Below are 18,505 nucleotides of genomic sequence, written 5' to 3'. Positions count from 1 at the left end.
CAGGTTTATAGATTAGGGAATAGGGCGGGTTTTACCCACCATTATGAAACGTGAGTAGCGGTTTTCACTACTTTATTAATAGCCTTTCGATTCTGCTATGGGGCCTGTTGGTACATCAGCCGATACGACGCCAAATCGGCGATACGCTTCTTCCATGATGGCGGCTGTGGCCGATGCTCCCAGCCGGGCAACTCCCATCTCTTTGACTGTCAACAGGCCATCCAGTGTGCGTACGCCACCGGCTGCTTTTACCCGAACGTCGGGGCCAACATGGTCGAGCATGAGTTGGAGGTCGTGTTCGGTAGCGCCTTCGTAGCTGTATTTGCCGTCGGGGCCTTTCACAAAACCATACCCGGTCGATGTTTTGACAAACTCAGCGCCGACCTCCGTGCAAATTTCACAGAGTTTGATTTTGTACGAGTCGTCGGGAAGATAATCATTTTCGAAAATGACTTTCAGAATAGCGCCATGTGCCTGACAGGCTTTATGAACCACCCAGATTTCGTCGCTTACGTACTGCCAGTCTTCACCCAGTACTTTACCAATGTTGACAACCATATCGATCTCAACGGCCCCATCCTGGCAAGCTTGTTCAGTTTCGGCTACTTTGATGCTGGTAGCGCTGTTGCCGTGTGGAAATCCGATCACTGTACCCACCAGCACATCGGAGCTAGCCAGTAATTCGGCCGCCATACGTACTGCATACGGTTTAATGCAAACCGAAGCCACATCGTATTTGAGGGCCAGTTCGCAGCCTTCGCGGAGTTCGGCATCGGTCAGGGTAGGGTGAAGGAGCGAGTGGTCGATCATTTTGGCCAGCTCGCGGATTAGGGTAGGGTTCATAGCCATATCGGAAAATGGTCGGCTAAGATACGGTATTGGCTGGAAAAGTAATGGGAAAACGAGCGATAGCATCGACTGGCCCAGGTCGGAAGTGTGGACGCTTCGGGACCTTTGGCAGTATGGAAACTACAGATTATAAAATTCGTCGTTTCGGTTATATCTTGTCACGTCAAGGCTTCTTACTAGATCATTAGGGTGTATACTAATAGTTATGCATGATTAACCGAAAATACATAATCCCGAGAGCAGTGAGTTGATTGTTTTTTTGTCATTGATATGTCTTTAAGCGGTGAACTAATGCCTATTTGGCTGGTAGTTCACCTATTGGCGCTCGTAACACCAATCGAAATGACCCTGTTCTGATGGTAGGAAGATTTATAAAAGTAGGCGCTCGAGTACTTTTAGCTTTATCAGTAGCGTACCTGGCCTATAGCTGTTACAGTGATGAACAGGATATTCAAATTGATCCAGTGACTCAGTCTAAGCAATGGACGTACGACATTACAACGATTCCATTAGGCGAACGTATGTATTCGGTGTTAATTGATGGAGAGCTTAATGGTGATGCTGCCATTGAACATCAAACCCAGCGGACGACTTCGCATTTGGACAAACCTGACACGACATTTGTTAACTCAGGAACTATAGCACTACCCAAAGGGAAATTCTCGATGTATTATAATAGAGATGATTCAGGCCCCGAAAAATTTGTTTACTATCCCTCAAAAGCCACCAAGGGTTGGGTACGTGTGCAAATAAGTCCAGGTCAATGGAATTGGAGAGATTCATCCAGATCGTCTATTCATTATCAATCTCATCGAATCGATCCTATCTCAATCAAGAAGAAGTCGAAGCTATTTAATAGGTTCGTATTTCACCCATAGAACTGGTTTAAACGTTTATTTCGATGTGTCTTTGCCGGGTGGACATAGAAACGCTACTAACTTGCTGGCTTATCGAATGGAACCGACGTTATACAGATTAGCTTTACCAGATAATGAGCCGTAACTGATGATCTGGTCTATTGTTTTCCTGTCTCTTTTCGGTCGTATCGTTGAAGATCCTCACAAAATTGCAGGGTTAGGGCGGTATATACTCGGGGCGACTTCGCCTGACTCGCTCCGACAAAACGATTTTCGGGAGATCGAACCAGTACTGGTAAAGGGTACGCTGGCCCTGACCTGCAATCAGGTGCGTTTGTTTATCGCTCGTTCGGCAGATGTAGATGGCTTGTCGGTTACGAATGTATCCCTGGTGTTTTACGAGGGCAAACTGTTCCAGATTTCCTGCGATGCCAGCGATGAGCTACGAAAGACATTTCGACAGCAATACGGGCAGGGGGTTCATGCGGCAGTCCGTAGGCTGAATTTGTGCGGCATTCAGGCGAACAAATTGCTGACCATTGAGGGCGAAATCTGGCAGAAGGGGGATATAGGAGCGCGTCTTGTACAAGCCAGAGGGTATGACAGCAACTGCCAGACGATAACTTCCCAACGACTGGTTATTACCGATCAGCGTGTTTCGGCCCTTTGCTCGGCCTGTGATCTGTCGGCAATAGATCCGTTTCTGGAAGCGTTTGATCAACTAAACAGTAGCCGTAGATAAACTACGTATCTGAGCGCTTATTCCGCCTGTTTACCCCGAGCCATTATCGGAGGAGTGCCACTTTCAGAGCGGAGTCGGGCGATCCGAATACCCGATAAACCTCGATGCCATAGTACATAATCACTGAGCGAGTACGGTGTAATAACCACCGCGCCCTGTTCAGATGAAGCGTGCATCAGGTGTAATTGTCCATTAGGTTGCCGAACCGCAATCCCCACATGCTTCATGTCCAGACCGGGCCGGGCCGCCATCAGCATCACAATATCTCCTTCACGAATAGACGCTTCAGCCTGTTTGACGGCCTTTTTGGGGATAAAAGAAAAGGTTTGCTGGCTAATAGCCGCTTCCGTTTGGGCTACTTGTTTAAGAATAGCTGGATCAGTTAAACGCGGGTACTTATACGTTGCCGTCGTCATGTATGAAACGGGTTTGGCAACAGACATACTACCCGGTAGGTCACGGGTTACGTCGGTTACCAGCCCTTTGCGCTCATTATCGCGGAGCCAGTCGGAGAAATAGTGGAGTCGGCTGGCGTAGCCATCAATCCGGCCATCCCGGTATCGGAGTTTCGTCAGATAGGTTCGAAAGGATTGCTCAAAAACAGCCTGATTCGGTTTCGCCCCCATATCCTGCCACGCCAGCGAGAGGGCCAGCACAGTTTCCAGATAGGTAGTACAATCGAACTCCCGCAGGTTCACCACCAATTGTTCGGTCGGATTGGTATCGAGCGTATGCGGTACATACGGACAGTTGATAAACTGTTTACCAATCGACAGAATCGTTTCAGGCGTGGTTTTACCACCGACGATGGTCAGCGACTGCTGATTCGACGATAGCGTAATTTCCTGAGCCTGTGTACTAAATGGTATAAGTAAGAAAAAGAATGCGGTAAACAGTTTCATCATGGTGGTTTGGGGCTCGGTTTCTCATGTACTGACGAAGCAAACCCTAAAAAGTACCCAAAAGTTACGATTTTATTTCCAGTACGCGTACACTCCGTGGTGGAAGTACCAGGGGTACACCTGCCGAACCGACAACGTCAAGTTCGGTATCGGTCAGGAAAATATCCACAAACTGATACGTATTGGCCATGTTTAGTGCCATAGTATCAAAGGCCGCTTTGGGAATCTGAACCACGGTGTCGTAGGTGTTGTACGCCGAGAAGTTGCAGACAATCAGGAGTTTCTGGCGGTCGGTGTAGCGGAGGTAGCTGTAAATCTGATGGGCGTCGTAGCCAGGACTTTGCCCATTATCGTTTACGTATTGAAGGTCGTAAAAATAGCCGTTTTGAATGGCGTCGGAGCCTATAACCAGATAATTTAACTGCTGATAAAAAGCCCGCAAATTTCGCTGATCGTCGGAGAGTCGGCCACCATCATAGTTGCCCCCATTGAGCCAGCCCTGCCAACGCGGCATTCCCCAATAATCGAAAATGGTAGTCCGGCCATCATCGCCACTGAATCCTTCGGACCCTTCGGCCTTGACACCCACTTCCTGCCCGAAATAAATCAACACAGGGCCTGTGTGCATGGTAGCTGTCAGCGTCATGGCCGGAACGGCCGCCCAGGGGTCGTTGGCAAAAAAACGGGAAGCAATGCGTTGCTCGTCGTGAGTTTCCAGAAACCGAAGCATGTGCTGGGCAAAATCGCCGGACTCCTGCTGCCATACCCGCGTAAGGTCGTAACAGGAACCATGCCCTTCCATGAGCCGCCGAACGGAATCGTAAAGCCCCACTTTATCGTAGAGATAATCGAAACCTCCCACGAAAATAAAGGGTCGATACAAACCCGGATCGTAAATCTCAGCGATAAAAATCATGTGCGGGTAACGCCGTTTTACCCGGCTGATGGCCCACTGCCAGAACTCTACGGGGACCAGATGCGCCATATCACACCGGAAACCATCTATCCCCTTCGCCGACCAGAAGAGCAGAATGTCCAGCATCTGATACCAGGTGGCAGGAATCGGGTCGAAGTGGCGGCTTCCGTCAAAAACATTGATGCCATAATTGAGCTTGACGGTTTCGTACCAGTCGTTGATATCGGGGGTGGCCGTGATCGAGCCGCTGCCTGTTACTTTGGCCGGAAACTCCTGTAGGGTAGTCGTAGCTCCTTCGGGCGACTGAAACGTTTGGCCGGGTAAATAATAGAAATTGTTGCTGGTCGAAAACCCAACGGTCTTATCGTCTTTCTGCCCCAGATCAACTACCCCCGCAGGCTTAGCATCCGACTGGTATTGACGCGCTACGTGATTGGGTACGAAATCGATAATGACTTTCAGGTTATGGGCGTGCGTCCGTTGAACAAGGGCGTCAAACTCGGCCATTCGGTCGGGAACACTGACCGCCAGATCAGGATCGACATCGTAATAATCTTTGACCGCATAGGGAGAACCCGCCCGCCCTTTTACCACCACCGGGTCGTCGGGGCGGATTCCATAGGCTGAGTAGTCGGTTTGGGTAGCGTGTTCAATAACACCCGTAAACCAGATGTGTGTTGCGCCAAATTGTTTGATGGCTTGCAGGGCGGTAGCATTGATGTCGTTAAATTTCCCTACGCCGTTTTCCTGTAGGGTTCCATGCCAGTGGTTGGTTGTGTTCTGATTGCCAAACAGGCGGGTGAAAATCTGGTAAATGATCAGTTTGTCCATCACCGGAACAGCAGATGCGGTGTACATATTTTAAAGAGCGAAAGGGTGAAAGAGTGAAAGAGTGGTAGCGAAGCGGAGCGAATCTGCGGATGGCGTTCGCTCTTTCACTCTTTCACCCTTTCGCTCTTTAATTTTTCAACACAAAACTAGGGTCTTTTTCGGCTAAAATATTGGGCTAATTTTGCGTTCTTGTTGCATTATTCTCATGGCTACCTATGATCTCTATGAAACGATTCACGTTTACCAGCTTGCTGATCCTGCTAACCGTATACCAAACGGCTCGGGCCCAGAGTGCGACTATCCAGCGCGTCAATCCAACCAATTGGTGGGTGGGGATGAAAAATCCGTCCCTGCAACTGTTGATTTACGGCCCCAATGCCGGAACGCTGGCCTACTCGCTGAACTACCCGGGTGTAAAACTGGTCAAAACCCATACGGTCGAAAATCCGAACTACGCCTTTCTTGATTTGACTATTGCACCCACCGCTAAACCGGGCGTTCTTAAACTGGTTGGTAAACGTGGCAGTCAGACCCTTACCCAGCCGTTTGAGCTGAAAGCGCGGGATAGCAGCCCCAAAGGTCAGGGCGTTTCGGCAGCCGATTTTATTTATCTGGCCATGCCCGACCGCTTTGCCAATGGTGACGAGAGCAACGATAAGTTTGCCGATATGGCCGATCCCAATGCCGACCGTTCCAACCCATTCTATCGGCACGGTGGTGATCTGGCGGGGGCTGCTCAGCGACTCGATTACCTGAAAGACCTGGGCGTTACGGCCTTGTGGTTTACGCCCGTTCTGGAAAACAACCAACCCCTGACCAACGAAGGCGGAGCGATGCGGTCAGCTTATCACGGATACGGCTTTACCGACCATTACAACGTCGATAAACGGCTGGGTGGCAACGAAGCGTACAAGTCATTTGTCAAAAAAGCCCACGCTATGGGTCTGAAGGTGGTGCAGGATGCGGTCTATAATCACTGCGGCATCAATCACTGGCTTTTGAAAGATATGCCCAGCAAAGACTGGTTACACCAATGGCCTACCTACACCAATACCTCCTACAAATACCAGCCCATCACCGATCCACATGGGGCCGAACGCGACCGCAAGGTTACGCTCGACGGCTGGTTTGTCCCCTTCCTGCCCGATCTGAATCAAAGCAATCCGTTCGTGGCTAATTTCCTGATTCAGCACGCTATCTGGACGGTCGAAAATTTTGGCGTCGATGCGTGGCGGGTCGATACGTATATGTACAACGATCAACCCTTCATGAATCGCTGCAACCAGGCGCTGATGGATCAGTATCCGAAGATTCACATATTTGGCGAATCGTGGGTGAACAACGTAGTCGATCAGGCCTATTACACACGCAACAAAATCGACTTTCCGTTTAAATCGAATCAGCCGGGTGGACTCGACTTTGTGCTCTATGCATCCATGCTCGATGCTCTGAAACAGAAATTTAGCTGGGACGATGGCGTCAATCGGTTTTATCAGGCGCTGGCACAGGACGCCGTTTATGCTGATCCGAATAAGCTGGTCACCTTTCTGGACAACCACGATACCGACCGCTATCTGTCGGTTATTGGCGAAGATTTCGACAAGTATAAAATTGGCCTGACCTGGCTGTTGACAACACGCGGCATTCCGTCGATGTATTACGGAACCGAGATTTTGATGAAGAATTTCAAAGATCCGTCGGATGCCGAAGTACGCCGTGATTTTCCGGGTGGGTTTCCGGGCGATAAACAAAACAAATTTGAAGCCGCTGGTCGAACGGATCGTGAAAACGAAGCCTTTCAGTTTGTGCGCAAACTGGCTACGTACCGACGCGATAACCCGGTAATGCATACCGGAAAACTCATGCAGTTTTTACCGCAGGATGGCACATACGTGTATTTTCGTTACGATGGCAGCAAGACCGTAATGGTAGCTACCAATACCAACGAAAAAGAAATTACGCTCGATACGGCCCGGTTTGCCGAGCGCATGAGCGGCTTCACAAAGGCCCGAAATGTACTGACCGACCAACCCGTAACGGATCTGAAACTGCTGAAACTACCCGCCAAGTCGGCACTGGTACTGGAGTTGATGAAGTAATCAGTTTCCTGATCGGCTGATTATACACTGAATTGCCCAAACTTTCTACCGTACAGGGAGTTGTGCAACTTGAAACGTGGATTTTCGCTATGAACTCGTCAAATGGATCGGATGGTTTAGCAGCCGAGCGCCTACAGTCGTCAGAGGCTGTACAGTTGGCGCTGGCGGCCTACGACGCTTCGCTGAATGGGATCATTTCGATGCAGGCTATTCGCAATCGGGAGGGAAAAGTGGTCGATTTTCTGATGCTGACAGCCAATCGTGCCGTGGAGCGTATTTTGACGATGGCGCCCGACCGAATCGTAGGTACGCGATTGTTGGAGACGTTTCCGGGCAACGTTGAGTCGGGGATGTTTTCGTTGTATGAACGGGTGGTCGAAACCGGAGAGGCCGAGCAAATTGTCGAGCATTATACCGACGTATATGGCTTACAGGGCTGGTTTGAGGTGTCGGCGGTACGCGCAGCGCCCGAACAGGTAGTGGTCACGTTCATCAACATAACCGACAGCAAGCAGGCTGAACAGAAAATAAAACAGCAGGCGGATCTGTTACAGGCCGTACTCGATCATACGCAGGCGGCCATTTCGCTGCACGAAGCCATTCGTGACGAAACCGGGACCATCATTGACTTTCATACAATCCTGGCCAATCAACAGGCGATTCGGATGTGGGGCGATCTGGCCGAACCCATCCTGACGAAACGGTTTTTTGAGGTGGCTTCGCCTGAACAGCAGCAAATTGACTTTGCAAAGTACGTGCGCGTGGTTGAAACGGGTGAACCTGATCTGAGCGAATTTAGTATTGGCGATCAATGGTGGTTGCGCCTGACGACCCGGTCGGGCGATGGAGTCGTGATTTCGAATGTCGATATTACGGAGAACCAACGCTACCGGCTCCAGGTGGAAGCGACGAATCTGGAACTGAAGCGGTCAAACGAAAACCTGCAATCGTTCGCGTACATCGCCAGTCATGATTTACAGGAACCGTTACGAAAAATTCAGTCGTTTGGCGATATCCTTCGGAGCCAGTATGCCAGCCAGTTGGATCAGGAAGGCATTGAAATTGTCGAACGTATGCAGGCTGCGGCCGAACGAATGTCGTTACTGATCCGGGATTTGCTGGACTATTCCCGAATTGCGACCCACCGCGAAACTTTTCGGTCGTTCTCACTGGCAAAACTTATTGAAGACATTATAGAAGACCTCTGGTACCCAATTGAACAAACCAATGCAACGATTCGGTTGGGAGCCCATGAGGACTTACCCGACATAACGGGCGACCGATTACAACTCCGCCAGCTTTTTCAGAATTTGCTTTCCAATGCGCTTAAATTTTGCCAAAAAGATGGGAACGGCTTGCCCATCGCTCCAATTGTGCATATTTCAGCCCAGCAAATTCCCGGTTCGGCAGTGCCAGTAGCCATCCAGCCTGTTTTATCCACCAAACGAGCCTATTGGGCTATTGCGATTACGGATAATGGGATCGGATTCGATTCGAAATATGCCGAGCAGATTTTTCAGGTTTTTCAGCGGCTTCATGCCCGGCATGAGTTTACAGGCACTGGCATTGGACTGGCCATTGTCAAAAAAGTGGTTGAACAGCATGATGGGGCTGTGCAGGTTCAGAGCCGGATCGGCGAAGGAACCACGTTTACAGTGTATCTGCCGGTTTAGCTTTTCGACGGAGTGAACAGCACTTTAGGGTTGATACGCAATGCGGTTCATTCTGTCGAAAAGTAATTCCAACGGTTTGAATCCGTTTGGAATCCTATTGAAAACCGCCAATCGCATGAAACCATTTTTCCTCCTTTTATCCGTAATTCTCTGCATCGCTGGTTGCCAGAAAGACGGCGTCAGCCCAACGGATGATGGCACGTTGCCGGGCCAGTTTCGAGTTGAAATTGACCCAGTCCGCTGTGCAATGCCTACCTCCCAACGGTTGTTGATCGAGCAGACGGGTTCGTCCAGCTACCGCTTCACCTACGATCGTTTTGGTGTGGGAACCTATCAGCTCGCTGGGGTGAAAGCCACAAAGAGTAGTTCAACGGCCTATGATCTGTCGGTTGATGGGCAATCGATTGGGCAGTATGCCATTGATGAAATTAGTACCCTACGGGGCGCCCGAAAAGGGTGGGTACTGATGGTGCGGCATCGGTTGGGCGAAGCCGATGGGCTTGAATTTATGGGCATGAAAGAGTAAACGAAAACGGACTGTTCAACTTCCCGAAAGCGCAAACCAGTCGGGAAGTTGAATGAATCGGCAAACTAGGCTGTCACTCCTTCGGCCTCATACGCTTTGTACCAGTTCACATGTCGGGTTAGGTACATAATGACCCCTAGAATGAGTAACAAGCCAAAGCTGCCTAGCAAGAGTGAGTAATCTTCCAACTGAAGCAGTGAGTAGAAGAACCCGTAGAGTAGGGCAAGAATCACGCTAAACAGGGCCGTAAGTCGCAGATTCTGGAATACATAGCGGACATAAAACGTGATCAGCGCCAGGATAAGCCCACTGCCGATCAGGTAAGCGCCATCGAACGACAGGTGCTCTGAAATGGAGAGTAGCAGCAGATAAAACAGGCAGATCGCAAATCCGACCAGTAGGTATTGAATCGGGTGAATGCGTCGGCGGTCGAGAATTTCAACGAAGAAGAACGATACAAACGTCAGAATCACGAACAGAATACCGTATTTGGCCGACCGCATCGTTTTCTGGTATTCATCGACAGGGAGCAGCAACTTAACCCCAAAGGAGGGTAATTCGTCATAGCCCGAAATTGATTTCGCCAGGAAATTACCAACGCCCTGCTGTGGGAAATTTCGGTTGAATTGCAGGACTTTCCATGAAGCCTGAAATCCCTTTTCGCTTATACGTCGCTGATCGGGCAGAAACGACCCCGTAAAGCTTGGCGTTGACCAGGGGGATTGCAGAGTCACATGCGTTTCTTTGCCAAATGGTAAAAAGCTCAATTGCGTACTGCCATTCAGATTGATAGCTGTTTCAAACTGAAGGTTTGTGGTATCGGGCCGGAGCGGGATAGATGCACTGACACCCGATGGCATCAGGTCGTTGCTGGGAATACCCGGCTCGGCCGAAAGTGGGGCCTTATTGATCCGGAAGGTAATGGCATCCCGAATGCCTTTCATGTCGCTGATACCCAAGGATAAAAACGCCTTATCCCATTGCATGGCCTCGGGCGGAATACCCAGCGATGCAACAGATGGTTTATGAAAACTACCCCGGATGGTCAGCCGGGTATTGTACAGCATGACCACAAAGATGCCCCGGTTGCGTTGTTCGGGTTGTACGTTGCCATTAATCTGTAAGTCGTCGGGTAGAAAATGGGCGAAAAGGGTTTGGCGCTGTTCAACGCCTTTGTCGTCCTTGCTGATTACCTCGTAGGGAACCGACAAGACCGGACCCCCAATCACCTGCTGACCACCCCACTTGGCACTAACCTCGGTTATGGCTTCGTCGCGGGTAGATTCCCGTTCGCGAATTAGCCCCTGGAGCATTTCGGTTGGAATTAGCAATACTAGGATAAGGACACCAATCACGGCTATTTTCAGCATCGTTGAGGTACGAATCCAATAGTTTACTCGATCAAATAAGGATACAGGCTGATCCGGAGTCGATAATGGTTCCATGATTTAAGTTTTTAAAAGTACTTTGTAATGCAAAGTAAATGATACACAGATCGTTTTTCCAATTTTTCAGCCAAGTTTTTTTGTTCGGGCTGTATGCTACCAGCGAATCCGTTACTTTTGCCGTTTGTCAACCTGAATTACTATGTCTATCAAAGCCTTTCTGTTCGATCTCGATGGGGTTATTGTCGATACCGCTATTTACCATTACCAGGCCTGGAAGCGACTCGCCAATGAACTTGGCTTCGATATTTCGGAAGCGTTTAACGAGCGTCTGAAAGGAGTGAGCCGAATGGAATCACTGGATTTGATTCTGGAGCATGGAGGCCTTACGCTGCCCGATGAGAAAAAGGTCGAACTCGCGGCTCAGAAAAATGCCTGGTATCTGGAACTGGTCAGTCGGATGACACCCGAAGATATTCTGCCCGGTGTGGCCAGCTTTTTCGCACAGGTGCGTAAAGCCGGACTTAAAACCGCACTGGGATCGGTTAGCAAAAATGCAGGCACGATTCTGGACCGGATTGGGATGAGCGAAGCGTTCGATGCCGTCATCGACGGGAATAAAATCAGCAAAGGCAAACCGGACCCTGAAGTGTTTACCAAAGGGGCTGCCGAACTGGGTTTTAGCCCGACCGAGTGTGTTGTATTTGAAGATGCTGTTGCGGGTGTAGAAGCAGGTAAGCGGGGCGGTATGTTTGTTGTCGGGCTAGGATCGCCCGAAATTCTGGCGCAGGCTGATCTGGTTGCTCCCTCGCTCGAAGCCTTAACGGTTGAGGAAGTATTGGCGAAAGCGAGCTAACCGGAACAACTTAAAACGCCAGCCAGCCCGATAGTTTGATGGCGAAAGGCGTTACCGGAATACCCGTACGGCCTATGTTGTCGCGGTAGGTGAGCCGGTGAACAGCGTCGATGCGCAGTACCTTGAAGATGTTGTCGATGCCATAGCCGACTTCCACATAGGGAGTTCCTGTGAGCGAGCTAAACCCTTCGACAGCCTGACCGGTAGCGTTGGTTGCCGGAATCATAGCCAGATTCTGGGTCGAAACGCTCCCGGCCAGCACTTTGGCCGTCACTAATTCCCGCCATTTGAGCCGGCGCAGTAAAGGCAAACGATTGAACAGCAGGCCGTTGAAGTTGTGCTCGAACTGGATCGTAGCCCAGCGGTCACAGACAAACTCAAAATAGTTCATCAGGTTATAGGCATTGCCTACGTAGAACGACGACTCATTGCCCAGTGGCATGTAGAGCAACGGATAGGGTACTGTAGAGGGAATAATACCTGTCCCGATCGTATAATAGGTTCGGCCGAGTACACCCATTCGGAAGGAGTGCTTCAGGGTAAGCGCCAGGCGATGGTAGGCGAAATCGCCGTCGAGTACATTCCGAAGGCCCAATGTGTAGCGTAGCGTCAGAATCGGTTTGCGAATGGCTCCGGTGCTGACACGGACGTTGTCATTCTGAAGAATGAGTTCGTCGGGGGCGAAGCGGGTTTCTGAAATCAGCTCGGTCGTTTCATACGTACTTCGGATAGACTGGTCATCGTCGTGCTGCTGGGGGGTAAAGGCAAACGGGAACAAGGGCTCAAAACTACGATTGCGCAGGGCCAGCGTTTGTGTGAATCCCCGGCCCATCTCGCGTCGGAAATAAACCAGATTTTCTTCCTGGAAATAAGGCCGTCGGAGGGTGCCGAATCGGGAGTAAGCGGCAAAGAGCGAGTTATTTCCAATATTATCGGCCGAAACGCCCAGTCGCTCCAGATCATACGAACGCTTCACCCCAATAACCGTCCAGGGTTTCCGACTCAGAATGTATTCGATGTTGGCACTGTACTTCAGTTGCTCATCGCGGGTACCATAGGCCACATAGCCACTCAGCAGCCATTTTTTACTAAATCCGGTAGTTGTTCGTAAGCCCAGTCGAATTCGGCTCCCCTCCACATCATTGCTGGCGTAGGAGTACAGAATTGGGCCCAGTTCAAGGTTCGATTTGCCAAGAGGTTTATACCCGATTACGCCCAGTTTGATGATCTCACCACCTACTTTCATCAGGGGTACATTGCGCACTGAATCGACTACGTTCATGGCGCGTAGTTCATTGGGTGAGAGCGAGCTTGGCCGTACACTTTGCCAGAAAGCCGGGTCGGCTTCTTTGTAATCGTCGGCCAGTTCGATAGCCGGATTGTAGAATGAAATATCCTTCGGATGGTTCTCGATGATATGCTGCGCCGACGTGAAAAAGCGGACCAACGCGCCCGGCGACCGGGGCGTAGGCTCATCGCTGTCGATGGTCACCTGGGTCTGGATTGGAAACCGTAAGCCTGAAGGGGTCGTTTCCCAAACCTGTTCAATGTGAAGTGCATCGACAAAGTTGATATTCGCGCGTTTATCTACCTGAGCGTCGATCTGGGCCAGCGCGTAGTGGGTTGTATCGATCCAGATGGTGCCGTTGAAGGCCAGATCGCTCAGCCGTTTGGGGGTAAATTCAATGGCATAACAAATGGCGTTATTGAGCTGAACCGTATCTTTCAGGCGGAACGTATACATCGTTTCCCACTGAGCCCCAATCGGCGAAGGGATGTCTTTTCGGAGTACAATGAGCGCGTTCCGGTAAAAATTGTATTGCTGGAACGAGGCACCTGTGAGTTGTGCAATCAACCCACCATCCGATACGCCTACCCCGGTAACGTGCGATTTCAACAGGTATTCTTTCGTTTTTTCGGGATTTGTGCGGGCGTAAAAGTTCGAGAGCGTTTCGGAGATGAACACGGGCACGGCTGGCTGACCATTTTCGTCGGTGATGGCTGGAAGCTTTCCGAGGAGCTTGCCAATTGGCCCTGGCCCTTTCTTGTTCTTTCGCGTCTGGGCGAAGTTGTTGATATATGCCTCGATTTTAGTATAACTATCGTACTGATACGCCTGCAACTGGGCCGGATTGTACTGGTCGCTCCGACGTACGGCTTCACGCATTACCCGATAGGCCGGGTCGCCCCCTTTGGCATATACTTTTACTTCCTGTAAGCTGGTAGCCGCAGCCGCTAAACGGGCGTCGATTACTTGCGTGGTCTGTATCAGAACGGGGTAGGTCGCTGTTCGATACCCCAAACTAAGCACCTGTAATGAGTCTGCTAACGCACTGATCCGTAGGGTATAACGGCCGTTGACATCAGAGGTTGTACCTGCTGTTTTTCCTTTCAACGCAATGCTGGCGAAGGGAATGCCTTCGCCCGTAGCCGCATCGGTCACCTGACCGCTGATGGTATAGACCCTGGGCTGCGCTATGATCTGGATAGACCATCCCATCAGCAAAAGAGCACTAGCCATTAAGGTGCGTAGTCGTGAATTCATCCAAACAGTATGTATGCGAACTGTTGCCGTATACGTAAGCGAAAATTAGTCAATAGAGTTTACTATAAACTAAAAAAAACGCTTTCAAAATCAGCTTGCTCCGTAAAACCTTCGGGATATTCTAAAAAAGGTTGTTATTGTACTATTTCGCTGATTGAGCTAGCTGCCAGTCTGTGTATCAGTACGTAAGCTGGTACATTTCCGTTGCACCCGGAGATACCAAAAAACAATAGGAACATAGCCTGGCTACATTCCTATTGGTAAGCGAATGGGGATGTTCTGACGGGCTATTGCACAGATGGATACGCCTGTTGAGCGGCTACGATACGCCATTTTTTATCCTGTTCCCGCAGTATATGGGTATATACCGAAGGGGTTGGGGCTCCGGTCAACGTACCCCGGACAACAATGAGTCGATCATCAAGCGCTTCAGCATTCGTAACTTTGGTTTGGATCGCTTCGGGGGCTGTGCGTTTGAGAAGGTTTTGTTGGACATCCGACCCGTGAAGAAGCGTTCCGGCTTCGGTTAGTAAAGCGGTTTTTGGGTTCATCACAGCAGCCAGAGCAGCCGTATCTCCTTTGCTGTACGCATTGGCGTAAGCGGTTTCAACCGCATTGGCAATGGAGTCAACTTTAGCCTGTGGCATCGACTCCGGACGGGGTTTGTTGCCTCGCACCCAGTTTTTACCCGCATTGGCCAGTTTATTGAAAACGGGTACATCGAACCCGATACCAGCCGCAAAAACGATGGCGACGAGTGCGGGCAGGATGAGTTCTTTCTGGAGGCTCCCCGTCCGGCGATTTCGGCTGTACCCCACCAGCGACGACCAGTTATTGACAATATGAAAGACGGCGGCTGTGAAGAACAGTATGCCGAACCACGCATGGGTATGATCGACAATGTGCGAACCCTGACCGAAGTAAATCAGGAGACCCGTAACGGCCAGTACCAGAAAAATGGCAGCAACAAACAGACTGACTAAATTTTTAGATTTCATAAAACAAGATTAGGTGGGAATAGAGCCGAGTGTACGCATCGGCTGCCATTCAGAACAAAGTTTGTAAAAGTGAAATACAAAGGTAATTTGAATGTGTGTAAAGAATGACCTGTAAACCAGACAGAGTTAACTTTTGGTTTATCAGACCCCACAAAAGAAACTCCTCCCGCAAGGCAGGAGGAGTTGTCTTAACCTAATCTAATCTGATGAAGTGTAATTGTCGTTGAGTTAGAGCCAGGACAAAAGAACGCACCGCCTTCTGGTGCCCGGCTATTCGCATACCTTACGATCGGGGGCGACCTCCGCGTCCACTGCCACCGCTCCGGTTCCCTCCATTGCCCGACGGCGACGATTGCTGTTGGCCTTCAGTGTTGTCATTGCCACCCTCGTTTCCTTTCAGGTCATCGTTTTCAATGGATTTCCGGCGTTTCTGTGGTTGATCGAAGCTCATTTTGCCAAGCTTGTAGCTGAACGTCAACCGAACCCCGGCGTTGTAGAAGCTCGTTTGCGAACTCTGGGTCAGAATGGGTGACGACAGCTCGGCACGCTGGATAAACGGATGGTTGAAAATGTTTTCAGCCGCTAAGCCTAAGCTGGCTTTCTTGTTGTTAAATTCTTTCCGTAGTCCCAGACTGTAGAAATACATGGGACTCTGGTAGCCCTGCAACTGGACCTGCTTGCCGCGTCCGCCACCGAAGAGCTGGAAGCCCCAGCCATTGGCGAGTGAGAGGCTGCTCATGATTCGGCCACCAATGACCCACCCTGAGTTAGTAGCCGAATAAATTGGGTTGGCGTTGTTGTTGGTCAGGTTTACGTGATACAAGTCGATACCACCGCCGAGCTGTAGTTTTTTGAACAGCATCCCGTTCCCAAACAGGTTCAGACCAGCCGCATCTTCGTGACCAACGTTCTGGTAGCTGGTGCGGATTACCTGTTGCAGCACGGGGTTGGTCGGGTCGCCAATCGACTGCTGGGATACATCCCGAACGGCCGTGATTTCGTTGTTGGTCCGGCGGGCAAAGAGCGACGCGTTCAGGTACAAACCTTTGATATTGGCGCTGGTGCTGAACTCTACGTTATCGGTAAGTTCGGGCGATAGATAAGGGTTACCAATCGTGATGTTGGTAGGGTTCGCTGCGTTGATGTTCGGATTCAGGAACTGAATACCGGGGCGCTGAATCCGGCGGTTGTAGGCCAGTTTGATGATTTTACCCCCCTTCAGGCTTTTCGAGATATTCACACTCGGCACAATATTGCCATAGTTCGGGATGGTAGCTGCCGGAGTCACTGTTTCGTTGCTGAACCGGGCGTTGATGAAGGTATATTCATACCGGGCCCCCGCCTTAATGGTAAACTTGCTCTTGGTGGTCAGCGTATACGACAGATAGGTAGCGGCTATGTTCTGATCGTAGAACAGGGCATTGGCCGGGCGCGAGGTGTCGAGTTGATAACCACCTGTTTCGCCCGTAGCGAAATAGTATTGATAATCGCTGTTGGCCTGCCGGAAAATGCCTTTACCACCGAATTCGAGCAATTGATTGGTTTTGATCGGTGTCTGGTAATCGAGCTGAAGCGTTGACTCTTGGTTGTAGCTGGTGTTGTCGTTCTTCTGACGACCCGTCACGGTATGGAAGTCGGTACCACCAAGCAGGTCGGCCACGAAATCATTGGTTCGGTTGTTTCGGCTGTAAAGTGCCAATACACTAAATTCCTGCTGGGGCTTGTAAATTTTGGTGTACGTTACATTGGCATCGACCGTTCCCGATAAGTCCGTTGTTTTTACATTCCGATTCGTGACGATGGGGAAATAGCTACTTGGAGCCGTTGTTTGAGTCAGCAGGTTGGTTTGGTTGGTAATCCCATTGCGGGCACCGTAGCGGATGCTGGCCGTGAGCGAGGTATTTTTGTCGATGTCGTAATCCCAGCCCAGTTGGAAGTTGCCATTTAGCCGCTGGTTCAGGGTGTTGGCGCTCTGGAGCGTCCGGGTCGGAGCTGAGTAGGTATTGGTGGCAGCGTCGTAAGACCGGGTCGTCTGGTCGTTCAGAAACGATCCCTTGATGTTGTATTCCGCCCGGCCGAAGCCACCTAGCGAAAAGCCCATTTTACCCGTCCGGTAGTTGCCATGCAAACCAAGCATACTGCCTCGGTTGCCGGCACCGCCGTTCGCATCGAGCGTCATGCCCTGAAGGGTATTTTTCTTGGTGATGATGTTGATAATCCCCGCCGAGCCTTCCGCATCGTACTTGGCCGATGGCGAAGTAATTACTTCAACGGTCTTGATCTGGTCGGCCGGAATCTGTTTCAAGGCATCGGCAACGCTGCTGGCAACTATGGTGCTGGGTTTGTTATTGATTAAGACCCGAACGTTGCTGCTCCCTCGTAACTGGACATTGCCGTCCAGATCGACCGATAGCATCGGTACTTTACGCATAATGTCGGTGGCGTCGCCCCCTTTGGCCGCAAGATCCTTATCGGCGTTGTAGACCAGCCGGTCTACTTTCTCCTCGACCATCGCGGCCTGACCCACTACGTTTACTTCGGCCAGCGTTTTGACATCTGCCGAAAGTTTAACGGTGCCTACACTGATAGAGCCGCCTTTGGCAATGGTCAGTATGGCACTGCGTTTGTCTTTATAACCGATGAACGAATAGAGCAGTCGGTATTTGCCCGGTGCTATCCGGTTTAGGGTAAACTGCCCTTTGGCATCGGCCGTTGTTCCATCAATGGGTTTATTGGTCGATGTGCTCAGCAGGGCAACGGTGGCAAATTCAACGGGCTGATTGGTGCTTGAGTCCATCAGAACACCCGTAATTTTTCCATTACCACGGGCAATGGGATCTGCTTCCGAAGGCGTAGCGCCGGTTTGAGAAGGAATACCTTCGGGCGAAATGGTCGATGGAGCCGAATCGGGGGGCGCTGTAAAACTGTCGGGCGTTGTTGATTTAGGCGTTGCTCCGAATGGATCGGGGGGCGTAGCCGCAGGAACAGTTAAGCTGCCGGGCTGCGTGCTTTGGGGCGTAGTAGGGTTGGTACTGCCTGGTGTGGTCGGCACCTGCCCAAACGCAAGGGTAGCACTAGCGATGAGTATAGAAAAAATCAGCGTTTTCATAACGGTTAAAATTGACGCGTCAAATGTCCAATGAACGGACTTACCTGGAAAATCAATTTGGCGGAATGCCCGTTTTTGGCTGTCGAAGAGGATAAATAGCCGGGTGAAGAATATGAATGCACCTACATTTATCAAAACCTGTTTTCCCAGAAAACGTTTGTAAAACAGATTGTAAACGATTTTGGAGTAGCAGCCGTTGATGCGCCAGGATACGAAT

13 protein-coding genes are annotated in these 18,505 nt (G+C 50.5%); 6 read left to right on the top strand and 7 right to left on the bottom strand.

The window, feature by feature from the left end; genetic code table 11:
• Positions 1 to 75 precede the first annotated feature (75 nt).
• Positions 76 to 849, bottom strand: a complete 774-nt coding sequence (gene deoC / locus B153_RS0121115; protein ID WP_020598736.1) for a deoxyribose-phosphate aldolase — start codon at positions 847 to 849, stop codon at positions 76 to 78.
• Between the two features lie 356 nt (positions 850 to 1,205).
• On the opposite strand from deoC, the gene B153_RS38280 reads away from it, so the two are divergent.
• On the top strand, positions 1,206 to 1,727 hold the full coding sequence (locus B153_RS38280; protein ID WP_020598735.1) for a hypothetical protein: 522 nt from the start codon (positions 1,206 to 1,208) through the stop codon (positions 1,725 to 1,727).
• A 127-nt stretch (positions 1,728 to 1,854) separates the two neighbouring features.
• A complete protein-coding gene (locus B153_RS0121105) occupies positions 1,855 to 2,448 on the top strand; it encodes a hypothetical protein (RefSeq protein WP_020598734.1) in 594 nt (197 codons plus the stop codon).
• A 17-nt stretch (positions 2,449 to 2,465) separates the two neighbouring features.
• Here the strand turns inward: B153_RS0121105 and B153_RS0121100 are convergent, their stop codons facing one another.
• Both B153_RS0121100 and B153_RS0121095 read right to left on the bottom strand, forming a co-directional pair.
• Positions 2,466 to 3,353: an N-acetylmuramoyl-L-alanine amidase-like domain-containing protein gene (locus tag B153_RS0121100; protein WP_020598733.1), complete on the bottom strand. Its 888-nt coding sequence runs from the start codon at positions 3,351 to 3,353 to the stop codon at positions 2,466 to 2,468.
• A gap of 61 nt (positions 3,354 to 3,414) precedes the next feature.
• Positions 3,415 to 5,124, bottom strand: coding sequence for an alpha-amylase family glycosyl hydrolase (locus B153_RS0121095; protein ID WP_026262330.1), 1,710 nt, complete (start codon positions 5,122 to 5,124; stop codon positions 3,415 to 3,417).
• 197 nt (positions 5,125 to 5,321) lie between these two features.
• On the opposite strand from B153_RS0121095, the gene B153_RS0121090 reads away from it, so the two are divergent.
• From B153_RS0121090 to B153_RS0121080, 3 genes are all read left to right on the top strand, one after another.
• Positions 5,322 to 7,196, top strand: a complete 1,875-nt coding sequence (locus B153_RS0121090) for a glycoside hydrolase family 13 protein (protein ID WP_020598731.1) — start codon at positions 5,322 to 5,324, stop codon at positions 7,194 to 7,196.
• An 89-nt stretch (positions 7,197 to 7,285) separates the two neighbouring features.
• Positions 7,286 to 8,869, top strand: a complete 1,584-nt coding sequence (locus B153_RS0121085; protein WP_051097328.1) for a sensor histidine kinase — start codon at positions 7,286 to 7,288, stop codon at positions 8,867 to 8,869.
• Between the two features lie 115 nt (positions 8,870 to 8,984).
• Positions 8,985 to 9,395, top strand: coding sequence for a hypothetical protein (locus B153_RS0121080; protein ID WP_157634773.1), 411 nt, complete (start codon positions 8,985 to 8,987; stop codon positions 9,393 to 9,395).
• Positions 9,396 to 9,460: 65 nt separating this feature from the next.
• Here B153_RS0121080 and creD read toward each other — a convergent pair whose 3' ends face one another.
• Complete coding sequence (gene creD, locus B153_RS0121075; RefSeq protein ID WP_020598728.1) at positions 9,461 to 10,840, bottom strand: cell envelope integrity protein CreD; 1,380 nt, start codon at positions 10,838 to 10,840, stop codon at positions 9,461 to 9,463.
• Between the two features lie 142 nt (positions 10,841 to 10,982).
• On the opposite strand from creD, the gene pgmB reads away from it, so the two are divergent.
• The gene (gene pgmB / locus B153_RS0121070; RefSeq protein WP_020598727.1) at positions 10,983 to 11,636 is read left to right on the top strand and encodes a beta-phosphoglucomutase; all 654 of its coding nucleotides are present in this window, start codon (positions 10,983 to 10,985) and stop codon (positions 11,634 to 11,636) included.
• A 10-nt stretch (positions 11,637 to 11,646) separates the two neighbouring features.
• Here pgmB and B153_RS0121065 read toward each other — a convergent pair whose 3' ends face one another.
• The 3 genes from B153_RS0121065 to B153_RS0121055 form a co-directional block, all read right to left on the bottom strand.
• Complete coding sequence (locus B153_RS0121065; protein ID WP_026262329.1) at positions 11,647 to 14,181, bottom strand: DUF5686 and carboxypeptidase-like regulatory domain-containing protein; 2,535 nt, start codon at positions 14,179 to 14,181, stop codon at positions 11,647 to 11,649.
• 287 nt (positions 14,182 to 14,468) lie between these two features.
• Positions 14,469 to 15,179, bottom strand: coding sequence for a DUF4405 domain-containing protein (locus B153_RS0121060; protein WP_020598725.1), 711 nt, complete (start codon positions 15,177 to 15,179; stop codon positions 14,469 to 14,471).
• A gap of 283 nt (positions 15,180 to 15,462) precedes the next feature.
• On the bottom strand, positions 15,463 to 18,288 hold the full coding sequence (locus B153_RS0121055; RefSeq protein WP_020598724.1) for a TonB-dependent receptor domain-containing protein: 2,826 nt from the start codon (positions 18,286 to 18,288) through the stop codon (positions 15,463 to 15,465).
• Positions 18,289 to 18,505 lie beyond the last annotated feature (217 nt).

Source organism: Spirosoma panaciterrae DSM 21099 (assembly GCF_000374025.1).
Classification (GTDB): Bacteria; Bacteroidota; Bacteroidia; order Cytophagales; family Spirosomataceae; genus Spirosoma; species Spirosoma panaciterrae.
This window is presented reverse-complemented; position numbering and strand designations above follow the sequence as displayed.

Bases quoted from the DNA above. Each gene is read 5' to 3' on its own strand.
- B153_RS0121060 (WP_020598725.1), bottom strand. From the start codon at position 15,179: ATGAAATCTAAAAATTTAGTCAGTCTGTTTGTTGCTGCCATTTTTCTG.
- pgmB (WP_020598727.1), top strand. From the start codon at position 10,983: ATGTCTATCAAAGCCTTTCTGTTCGATCTCGATGGGGTTATTGTCGAT.
- deoC (WP_020598736.1), bottom strand. From the start codon at position 849: ATGGCTATGAACCCTACCCTAATCCGCGAGCTGGCCAAAATGATCGAC.
- B153_RS0121080 (WP_157634773.1), top strand. From the start codon at position 8,985: ATGAAACCATTTTTCCTCCTTTTATCCGTAATTCTCTGCATCGCTGGT.
- B153_RS0121095 (WP_026262330.1), bottom strand. From the start codon at position 5,124: ATGTACACCGCATCTGCTGTTCCGGTGATGGACAAACTGATCATTTAC.
- B153_RS38280 (WP_020598735.1), top strand. From the start codon at position 1,206: ATGGTAGGAAGATTTATAAAAGTAGGCGCTCGAGTACTTTTAGCTTTA.
- B153_RS0121090 (WP_020598731.1), top strand. From the start codon at position 5,322: ATGAAACGATTCACGTTTACCAGCTTGCTGATCCTGCTAACCGTATAC.
- B153_RS0121065 (WP_026262329.1), bottom strand. From the start codon at position 14,181: ATGAATTCACGACTACGCACCTTAATGGCTAGTGCTCTTTTGCTGATG.
- B153_RS0121055 (WP_020598724.1), bottom strand. From the start codon at position 18,288: ATGAAAACGCTGATTTTTTCTATACTCATCGCTAGTGCTACCCTTGCG.
- B153_RS0121085 (WP_051097328.1), top strand. From the start codon at position 7,286: ATGAACTCGTCAAATGGATCGGATGGTTTAGCAGCCGAGCGCCTACAG.
- B153_RS0121105 (WP_020598734.1), top strand. From the start codon at position 1,855: ATGATCTGGTCTATTGTTTTCCTGTCTCTTTTCGGTCGTATCGTTGAA.
- B153_RS0121100 (WP_020598733.1), bottom strand. From the start codon at position 3,353: ATGATGAAACTGTTTACCGCATTCTTTTTCTTACTTATACCATTTAGT.
- creD (WP_020598728.1), bottom strand. From the start codon at position 10,840: ATGGAACCATTATCGACTCCGGATCAGCCTGTATCCTTATTTGATCGA.